The sequence below is a fragment of the Desulfobacterales bacterium genome, assembly GCA_029211065.1.
Taxonomy (GTDB): Bacteria; Desulfobacterota; Desulfobacteria; order Desulfobacterales; family JARGFK01; genus JARGFK01.
This window is the reverse complement of record JARGFK010000143.1, coordinates 1-9,264: the sequence shown is the minus strand read 5'-3', so window position 1 is coordinate 9,264 and position 9,264 is coordinate 1. Positions and strand designations below refer to the sequence as shown.

The 9,264-nt window shown below is 53.3% G+C and carries 9 protein-coding genes; 5 read left to right on the top strand and 4 right to left on the bottom strand.

Features of this window, described 5'->3' with window-relative positions; genetic code table 11:
• Nucleotides 1–302 precede the first annotated feature (302 nt).
• A complete protein-coding gene (locus tag P1P89_20760; GenBank protein ID MDF1593946.1) occupies nucleotides 303–1,232 on the bottom strand; it encodes a DMT family transporter in 930 nt (309 codons plus the stop codon).
• A gap of 230 nt (nucleotides 1,233–1,462) precedes the next feature.
• On the opposite strand from P1P89_20760, the gene P1P89_20755 reads away from it, so the two are divergent.
• From P1P89_20755 to P1P89_20735, 5 genes are all read left to right on the top strand, one after another.
• Nucleotides 1,463–1,615, top strand: a complete 153-nt coding sequence (locus P1P89_20755; protein ID MDF1593945.1) for a hypothetical protein — start codon at nucleotides 1,463–1,465, stop codon at nucleotides 1,613–1,615.
• A gap of 71 nt (nucleotides 1,616–1,686) precedes the next feature.
• Complete coding sequence (locus tag P1P89_20750) at nucleotides 1,687–2,511, top strand: transporter substrate-binding domain-containing protein (GenBank protein ID MDF1593944.1); 825 nt, start codon at nucleotides 1,687–1,689, stop codon at nucleotides 2,509–2,511.
• A gap of 182 nt (nucleotides 2,512–2,693) precedes the next feature.
• Nucleotides 2,694–3,701: an ABC transporter permease subunit gene (locus P1P89_20745; protein MDF1593943.1), complete on the top strand. Its 1,008-nt coding sequence runs from the start codon at nucleotides 2,694–2,696 to the stop codon at nucleotides 3,699–3,701.
• A complete protein-coding gene (locus P1P89_20740; protein MDF1593942.1) occupies nucleotides 3,701–4,432 on the top strand; it encodes an amino acid ABC transporter ATP-binding protein in 732 nt (243 codons plus the stop codon). Before P1P89_20745 ends, P1P89_20740 begins: the two co-directional genes overlap by 1 nt.
• Before the next feature lie 8 nt (nucleotides 4,433–4,440).
• Nucleotides 4,441–5,649 carry an MFS transporter gene (locus P1P89_20735; protein ID MDF1593941.1) on the top strand — a complete coding sequence of 403 codons (1,209 nt, stop codon included), beginning with the start codon at nucleotides 4,441–4,443 and terminating at the stop codon, nucleotides 5,647–5,649.
• Nucleotides 5,650–5,681: 32 nt separating this feature from the next.
• Here the strand turns inward: P1P89_20735 and P1P89_20730 are convergent, their stop codons facing one another.
• The 3 genes from P1P89_20730 to P1P89_20720 all read right to left on the bottom strand — a co-directional run.
• Complete coding sequence (locus tag P1P89_20730; protein MDF1593940.1) at nucleotides 5,682–7,526, bottom strand: citrate/2-methylcitrate synthase; 1,845 nt, start codon at nucleotides 7,524–7,526, stop codon at nucleotides 5,682–5,684.
• Entirely contained in the window at nucleotides 7,519–8,802 is a 1,284-nt protein-coding gene (locus P1P89_20725; protein ID MDF1593939.1) for an ATP citrate lyase citrate-binding domain-containing protein, read from the bottom strand. Before P1P89_20725 ends, P1P89_20730 begins: the two co-directional genes overlap by 8 nt.
• A gap of 84 nt (nucleotides 8,803–8,886) precedes the next feature.
• Nucleotides 8,887–9,264, bottom strand: a 378-nt coding sequence (locus P1P89_20720; protein MDF1593938.1) for a tripartite tricarboxylate transporter permease, incomplete at its 5' end; no start/stop codon positions are given.

Genomic DNA, 9,264 nt, shown 5'->3' with positions numbered 1-9,264 from the left:
TCTCCGGGGTTGATTTCATGAATACATCCATAGTAAATAACTGAAGTAATTGCAAGAATAATCTTTACAATGTCAAACTAATTAGTTCATAATCTTTGTCGTAATTATAAAAACCAGAGTTTCAATATTTTTCGTCATTCCGGGCTTGACCCGGAATCCAGAATATTTTCAGGTTGATGTCCATCTGGATGCCGGATCAGGTCCGGCATGACGTGAAGGAAAAGAATCCATTTTAACAATTTCGACACAGCCTCCCAGACGGGAATGACAATAATTTTGTAATTTATTTGTAGGACACGACCTTATGATGTCTTTGCGGAAGAGTTCTGTTTTTCCCTGTTGCCGTTTCTCAAACCGTTGATCCTGCCCCAGATCCCGGGCCGTAACTCCGCCAGCACCATGCCCACAAAAATGAATCCGCCGCCGATTAAATGCTGCTCCAGCAGGGGTTCGCCCCCGTACAGGTGGGCAAACAGGGCGCCGAACACCGGCTCGGCCGTAAAAATCAGCGCCGTTCGGGTCGGTGACGTGTAGCGTTGCGCATGGGTTTGCACGGCAAAGGCAAACACGGTGCAAAACAGCGCGGTGACTAAAATAGCGCCCCAGGCCGGAGGCGGCACATAGAGGGTAAAGCTGCCGGTTCCCAGGGCAAACCCCATACAAAGCAAAGCGACAACCCCCATCTGCCAGGTGGCCAGGGCCATGGTATCAAATTTAGGGGCATAATACCCCGTCATCATGATATGGATGGACACCCAGACCGCGCAGATAAACACCAGGAGATCGCCCCGGTTCCAGTCCGAAGGACCGCCGCCGGTGAGAAAATACAGACCGGTAAAGGCAAAAAAGACGCCCAAAACGGCAAAAGGGGCCGGCGCCCGCCTCAAAAAAACCAGCGAAAGGATCGGCACCATGACAACGTTCATACCGGTCAGGAAAGCCCCGTTGGTTGCGGAGGTGTGGGTCAGGCCCCAGGTCTGAAAGGCAAACGCGCCAAAAAGAAATACGCCCAGAAAACCGCCGGCAAGTGCTGTCTGGAGATGAAAAGGCCATATTCTTTTGCGGAACAAAACAACCATCACCACAAAGGCGAGGCCGAAGCGGATGCCTAAAAAAACGTACACATCCATATATACCACGGCGTCCTTTACAATGACAAAGGTAGCCCCCCAAAAAAATGTGACGGCAAACAATAAAAAATCCATCCAGAGCTGATGGGATCGTGTAGCCATGCCTAAATTTCCCCTTTTAAAAGATGCTATCCATAGCAAAGATTTTCTCCGGTGTAAACCGAGGGGCGGATCAAAATTCTTATCGACTGCCAATAAAGGTAAAAATCGGCCCGACAATTTACAGTGAATTACTGCATTGGCCTTCATTGGTTGACATTTCACCGGTTTTATAGCTATACATTTTTATTCATATCAGAATCCATTACCCTGACACCTGTAAGGAGGACGGGATGAGAGAAAAACAGGAAGCAATAGAAATCGAATGCCCCAAGTGCAAATATACCCAGATCGTTTATATCCCTAAAGAAGAAATTCTCAAATGTCCGAAATGCAACGTTCAAATGGTGATCCGGGAACTTCTCGACGAAGGCAAAGCCTATTGAATCCAAACGCGTGTGGTAATCAGGTTACTTAAGACGACTTAATACATTAAACAAACACAAGGAGGTTAGAGATGAATCGATTGTTAAAAGGAATGGTCGTGTTTTTAGCTGTTTTTACCCTGTTGTCCGCTCCATTGCTGGCGGCGGACATCGAATTGGCAAAGAAATCCACCCTGGAACAAATTCTGCAGAAAGGTGAGCTCCGGGTCGGCTTTGAAGCCGGCTACATGCCCTTTGAAATGACGGACAAGAAAGGGCAGTTTGTCGGTTTTGACATCGATGTGGCCAAAGAAATGGCAAAGGCCATGGGGGTGAAGTTTGTACCGGTCAATACCGCCTGGGATGGGATTATCCCCTCGCTCATCACCGCCAAGTTCGACATCATCACGAGCGGCATGACGGTCACCCAGGAAAGAAACCTCAAAATAAATTTCGCCAACCCGTATATTGTTGTGGGCCAGACGGTACTGATCAACAACAAACACAAAGGGACCGTTAAATCTTACAAAGATCTCAACAAGTCAGCCTACATTGTTACGTCCAAGCTGGGAACCACCGGAGAGCAGGCCGTCAAACGAATGATCCCCAAATGCACCTATAAATCATTTGAAACCGAAACCGAAGCCGTCCTTGAAGTGGTCAACGGTAAGGCGGATGCGTTTGTTTACGATCTGCCCATGAATGTGGTATTCATGGCGCAGCAGGGACAGGGTAAACTCACTTTCCTGGACAAGCCGTTTACTTTCGAACCGCTGGCCTGGGCAATCAACAAGGGGGATCCCGATTTTATGAACTGGCTCAACAATTTTCTGTGGCAAATCAAAAACGACGGCCGCTATGACCGCATCTATCAAAAGTGGATCAAAAGCACCGATTGGATCAAGGACGTCCAGTAGAAAGCGGTTTCTGTGAGAAATTTACCAGGAAACCGACCTGTCTAAAATCCCCCCCTTCCCCCCTTTTTTTAAAGGGGGGCGCCGGGGGGATTTTAGAGGATCCGCTTATAGCAAAACATGGTACTCACGTACCAAATAATGAATATAGTTTGATATAATTTATATTGTTGAAGGGGCAGTCGATGGCTTTCAGTCCAAGCGACACTCGCATGCAGAGCAAGGCAACCTATTACTTCTGGGTAGGTGTCTTTATCGTGTTTATGCTGGCCGTTTTTTCCGGAACTTATTACGCAACCTTGAAGGTGGATTATGTCTGGCGCTGGTACCGGGTGCCGCAATACTTCTTCTTTAAAGACCATGTTGAAATCCGTTCAGAGATCCAGGGCGAAGTGAATAAAATCGTCCGGCAGAACAAAGAGACAGTTGTTTATATCAGCGGCAGCGGCGACCAGGCAAAATATACCGTCCCGGCCGGGAGCCTGCGCGTAGCGGAAAACGACTTCATCAATCCGGGCGATGTCCTAGGTTCATACGAAAAGTGGAAGGTCGGCATCTTACTGAGCGGACTCTGGCTGACCCTCAAAGTCAGCGTGGTGGGGATCGTCATCGGGATCTTTATCGGCCTTTTTGCCGGTCTGGCGCGCTTATCCGCCAACCCTGCCTTTAAATGGACGGCCATTACCTATGTGGAACTGATCCGGGGATCGCCCCTGCTGGTGCAGATTTTCATCTGGTATTTTGTCATCGGTACGGTCGTCAATACCATGCTGGCGGGCAGGGGCTTGGGCCAGCTGCCGCCCCTCTGGTTCGGCGTGGCCGCCCTGGCGTTTTTTGCAGGGGCGTATGTGGCTGAAATTGTCCGGGCAGGCATTCAGTCCATTCACCGCGGTCAAACCGAAGCCGCCCGTTCTCTGGGCATGTCCTATGCCCAGAACATGCGCCATGTCGTCCTGCCCCAGGCCCTTCGCCGCATATTCCCGCCGCTGGCCGGTCAGTTCATCAGCCTGATCAAGGATTCATCCCTCTTGGGGATCATCGCCATCCGGGAGCTTACCAAGGCCACCCGCGAAGTGGTCACCACCAGCCTGCAGCCCTTTGAGCTCTGGTTCATGTGTGCATTGCTGTACCTGGTCCTGACGTTTGCGCTGTCCATGTTCCTGCAATATTTGGAAAGGAGAACCATAACCTAGTGATCGATGTAAAAAATGTGTCCAAATTTTTTTATGTGCCCCATGAAGTCAAAGCCCTGAACGACGTTTCATGCAAAATCGAGGCGGGCGAAGTGGTTGTGGTCATCGGGCCGTCGGGATCCGGCAAGAGCACCTTGCTGCGGTGTCTCAACCGGCTTGAGGTGGCTGACGAAGGGCACATCTTTGTAGACGGCATCGACATCATGGACCGCAAAACCGACATCAATAAAGCCCGGGCGGAAATGGGGATGGTTTTTCAATCCTTCAACCTTTTTCCCCATAAAACCACCCTGGAAAATGTGACCCTGGCCCAGACGGTGGTGCGCAAGCGCTCCCCTGAAGACGCCCGGCAAAAAGCCATGGCCCTGCTCAACAAAGTCGGCATTCCGGACAAGGCCAACGTTTATCCCGATCGGCTCTCGGGCGGTCAGCAGCAGCGCGTGGCCATTGCCCGGGCCCTGGCCATGGACCCCAAGGTCATGCTGTTTGACGAGCCCACATCGGCCCTGGATCCTGAAATGATCGGCGAAGTCCTTGATGTCATGCAAACCCTTGCCCGGGAAGGGATGACCATGGTCGTCGTCACCCACGAAATGGGGTTTGCCCGGGGAGTGGCCAACCGGGTCCTTTTCATGGACTTTGGCGCCATCGTAGAGGAGGGGACGCCCGACACCCTCTTTGACAATGCCCAGCATGAACGCACCCGGCTTTTTCTGAGCCAGATTTTATAAACCGACAAATGAACAACCCCATCCAAGACCCACCTGATGCCGAGCGGATTCAACACCTGGCACTAAAGGTCGGCGCTGTCGTGTTCTGCCGCCTGCTGCTGAATACGGCCCGGCGGTTTGCATATCCCTTTGCCCCGGTATTAAGCCGCGGCCTCGGGGTATCGTTGACCGCTTTTACCTCCATCATTGCCATGAATCAGGCCACCACGCTGCTGGGCATGTTCTTCGGCCCCCTTGCCGATCGACTGGGATACCGGCTGATGATGCTGGCAGGTTTGGGGCTTTTAACGGTGGGGATGTTCCTTGGCGGAATCCTCCCTTTTTATGGGGTTGTCATGGCCGGTCTTTTCCTGTCGGGTCTGGGCAAAAGTGTTTTTGACCCGGCCTACCAGGCCTATTTTGCTGAAAACGTCCCCTATTCCCGCCGGGGAATGGTCATCGGCATTATCGAAATGAGCTGGGCCGGCAGCACCCTGGTGGGCATCCCGCTGGTTGCGGTTCTGATCGATCGGCTGGGGTGGCGCGCCCCATTTTTTGTTTTAGGGGGCCTGGGGCTTTTGGGAACCGCTGCGGTTCGGCTGTTCATACCCAAAGACGATAAAGCCGCATCGGTGCGTTCAAGCCTCCTTGATTTCGGCCGCACCTGGCGGCCGCTCCTGCGGGACCGGACCTCGCTGGGCGCCTTTGGCTTTGCTTTTTTTGTCAGCATCGCCAATGACAATCTCTTTGTGGTGTATGGCGCCTGGCTGGAAAGCGCATTCGGGTTGAGCATTGTCGCCATCGGCATCGGCACGGGCCTCATCGGAGCGGCCGAACTGTGCGGCGAGCTGCTCACAGTTAGTCTGGCCGACCGCTTCGGCCTGAAACGCTCGGTCTTTCTCGGCCTGGGACTATCGACGTTGACCTATGCTGCTTTGGCCTTCAGCGGCCGGACGCTGCTATCCGGGTTGGCGAGTCTTTTTTTTATTTTTTTCACCCTGGAGTTTACCATCGTTTCTTTTTTATCCCTCTGTACGGAACTTAAACCAAAATCCCGGGCCACCATGATGGCGGGTTTTTTTGCAGCCGCCGGCCTCGGCCGCATCATCGGCGCCCTGATGGGCGGGCCCATCTGGCTGGCCGGCGGAATTTCAGCAACCGGCACGGTTTCTGCAGCCGTCAGTTTACTGGCGCTGGAATCGCTCTTGTGGGGGTTAAAAGGCTGGGAGCGGCGTTAGCGGTAATGATGCCTACACCTCTTTAAGACTGTTTAAAGCGCATCCTGTATTTTGTAAAGAATATCATCATAGGGATGTCGGTAAAGGCCCTGCTTCAGGCGCCGTTGGTCCAGGATATGTCCCACGAATCCGATAGAGCGACCAATCACAAAAAGGGCATTTAAGGCTTCCAGTTCCACAAATTCCCTGACTTCATCCTTGTTAAAACCGATCCCCCTGAACAGGTCGCAGCATAACGTCCCCACACAGCCGTCCACATTCAGGATCAGGTTGTCCCGCTTGGATGTCGTTATCTTCTCCACCGCCAGGGCATAGTCCAGATAGGGGGTCAGGGGAAAATTCGCTTTGGCATACCCGTTTAAAATCTCCACGCGCTTATCCGGGTTGGTCACCGACTTGATGCGATGACCGATCCCGGGTATGTTGCGTCCGGCGGTTTTCATGTCGTTCACAAGACTTTCAGGAGGTCTGCCTTCATCGCAATATTTCGTAAACAGCAGGGCCGCGTCATTGATGGCCCCGCCGAATCGCGGACCGATCGTTAAGAGACCGCTGGTCAGCGCGCTGACAAGGTCCTTGGCCGCCCGGGCCGCCACAATCGCATTATGGGCTCCGGAAACCGCCGGTCCATGATCCGCCGTAATCTCCAATACCATCTCAAGAAAGCGCGTGGCCCATCCGGGCAGTTTGCGCTTGAACCACAACAGGCCGATCACCCCGCCGATGCCGTAATCCTGCTCAACAATGCTGGAGATCGGAACCCCGCAGTACTTCAACTCCTCACCGCGCTCATCCGAAATGGTGCACACAAAGTTGGTCGACCGCCGGATCGTTCCGGCGCGAAGGGCCATATCGTAATTCTGGGGAACAGTCGGCGTTTGCGGCTCCGGTCTTGGGACAATGATGCCGCTTTTTACAAGAGAATCATAGACGTCTTTGATCTTATCGCCAAAATCGTCAAAGGAGGTCGGCACAATCGCCCCGGCGTCTTTAAACGCCTTATTTTTGAGTTCGGCCCGCTCCCGGGCCGAGCCGGCCCGGGCGCCGGCATGGCCGAATTGAATCTCCGCCGGAAAAATCTTGGAACACGAACCGATGTTCCAGGCCACTACCGGCTTGGTAATCCTTCCTTCCCTCAAGGCATCCACCACCGTATATTCATCCGTGCCGCCGATTTCGCCCAGGATCACAATGATCTTTATATCCGGGTTGTGCTCAAACCGCATCACATGATCGATATAGGTACTGCCCGGATATAAATCCCCGCCGATGGCAATCCCTTCATATACGCCATCGCTGCTGCGCGAAATAATATTATTGATTTCGTTGGACATCCCTCCGGATTTGGACACATAGGCCACACTGCCCGTCCGGTGCAGCTTTGACTCAATGATATTTTCCAGAGTGCCGCCGGTGTTGCCGATCTTAAAGGCTCCGGCTGCAATGCCCCCCACCGTGGCTGGTCCGATGATCCATTTGTGCTTCTTTTTTGCTACCGCCGCCAGCCTGCGGGCATCTCTTTCCGGTATCCCTTCGGCAATAATGGCAACCGTCCGGATCGTTTCAGCTTCCAGCGCCTCCAAGGAAGTCGCATAAGCCGAGCGGAACGAGGCAAAGTTGATAAAAACGTCCGCCTGGGGATGATCAGCGATTGCCTCGGCCGGGGTCCGGTACATGGAAATAAAAATCTCTTCCGTCCCCCAGAAGCACTTATGCAGACCGCTGCGGGTGGGATTGATTATGGCCGCAACGCTGGGGGTCTCCCGCCTGCAGGCGTAGTCAAAATCCAGCATGCGCTGCGCCGCATTGGCCTGGAAGCCATAAACGAGCGCCTGAGTACTTTTATCAAAGAGGGAATAATCATTGTTCTCAGGCATTTTCTGCCTCCTTTGCAAGCAGTGCCGTTTTTACAATCCGCGTCATGTGCAATTCCGGGCCGTACACATGGATCGGAATACCCAAAGACCGGCCCAGCATCTTCATGTTGTTTAAGCCGGTCCCGTAGTTGGGCCCGCCCCGTCGCACATAGATCGATACCTTGGTGTCGATCAGCTTCTGGGCATATTCCCTGATGGCCTTGATAATGCCGGTAAAGGTCGACGCCACATCGGTAAAATTGGCGATGCCGCCCCCAATGATCAGCACCTTGCCCCTCGGGTCTTCTGTGCGGCACATCAGATCAAGGACCGTTTTGGCGTATTCATAGGTCTCGTCGGTGCTGGGGTTGCCGCTGTACTCGCCATAGTTTGCCAGTTCCTTGCCGAACCCCAGGTCCACCACCGTATCGGCATAGATTACGCTGGCCCCGCCGCCGGCCACCATGGTCCAGATTCGCCCCGCGGGGTTGAGCACGCTGAGCTTCATGGAGGCGCCGCTTTTTCGGTCCAGTTCTTTGACATGGGCTTCTTCCTGCGTCAGCCGGCGGCCAAAAGGGGCCGGAAATTCCAGATCGCCCCATTTTTTACCGCTTTGAAAAAAGGCCGTGTCATCGAGCCGGGCCACCAGATCAAGCGGGACAATGCTATCCCCCGAAAAAATAAACGGATTGATCTCAAGATAGGTAAAGCTCATGTCGGCATAAAATCGAAACAATCCCTTAATAAAATTTGCCAGAAGCTGCCTGCGCTTTACCGGAAGGTCCTGGGGCAGTTTACGCAACACTTCCTGATCGTCGATATCCGCTAGCACCGGCACCTTGATCGTTATAACCGTGTGCCAGAGCGCTTCAATGTCCATGCCGCCCTGGGTGGAAAAATAGATCTGATCCTCTTCCCTTTCAGACTTGATGGCCACATAATACTCTTCCTCATGGGGGACATGCTCCTCTATCAGAAAATGCGTGAGCTTATCGGTCACCGCGCCGATGGTCACATCCCTGTTCATCCGCTCTCTGATCCAGTCAAGGGCTTTGTCCAGTGTCGCGTCCACCAATACCAAATTATGTTTGCCGCGTTTTCCAAAAAGCTGATCCGGTTTGACCACCAGTTTTTTTTGAAGCAGCCAGCCGTGTTGCTCGGACAGTGTCTCAAGATGGGTTTCAGGCGTCACCAGAACCCCCGCACCCCCGTATGGATTTTCTTTGCCGAAATACTCCGTCCAGTACCTTGCCAGCATCCGCTTGGCATCATACTCTCTGATCGCCCGTTGAGCCATTTTTTTGTCCTAATAATTATGCTTCCTTATTTGTTCAGATGGATTTCATTATCCGTGTCAACAGCAGGCTTGACAACCGTTGTTTCACCCGACATCCTGCAGGATTTTCGGTTTTTTGAGCAGGGGATAAACGATGGATACCAGCGCGCCTGCCAGCAGCACCACGCTGATGGGCCGGGTGACCAGGATAAGGGGACTGCCGAAGGACAGCAGCAGCGAGCGCCGCAGCGACAGTTCCGCCAGGTCCCCCAGCACCAGGCCCAGCACCGCCGGGGCCACCGGGTAGCCGTATTTTCGCATGAAGTAGCCGATCACCCCGAAGGCGAACATCAGATAGAGCTCATCCATGTTGTTGCTGATGCCGAACGCCCCGATGGTGCAAAGGATCATGATGGCCGCCGAGAACACCGAGTACGGCAGTTTGTTGAGCTGCAGAAACAGCCGGATGCCCCCGACGGTCAG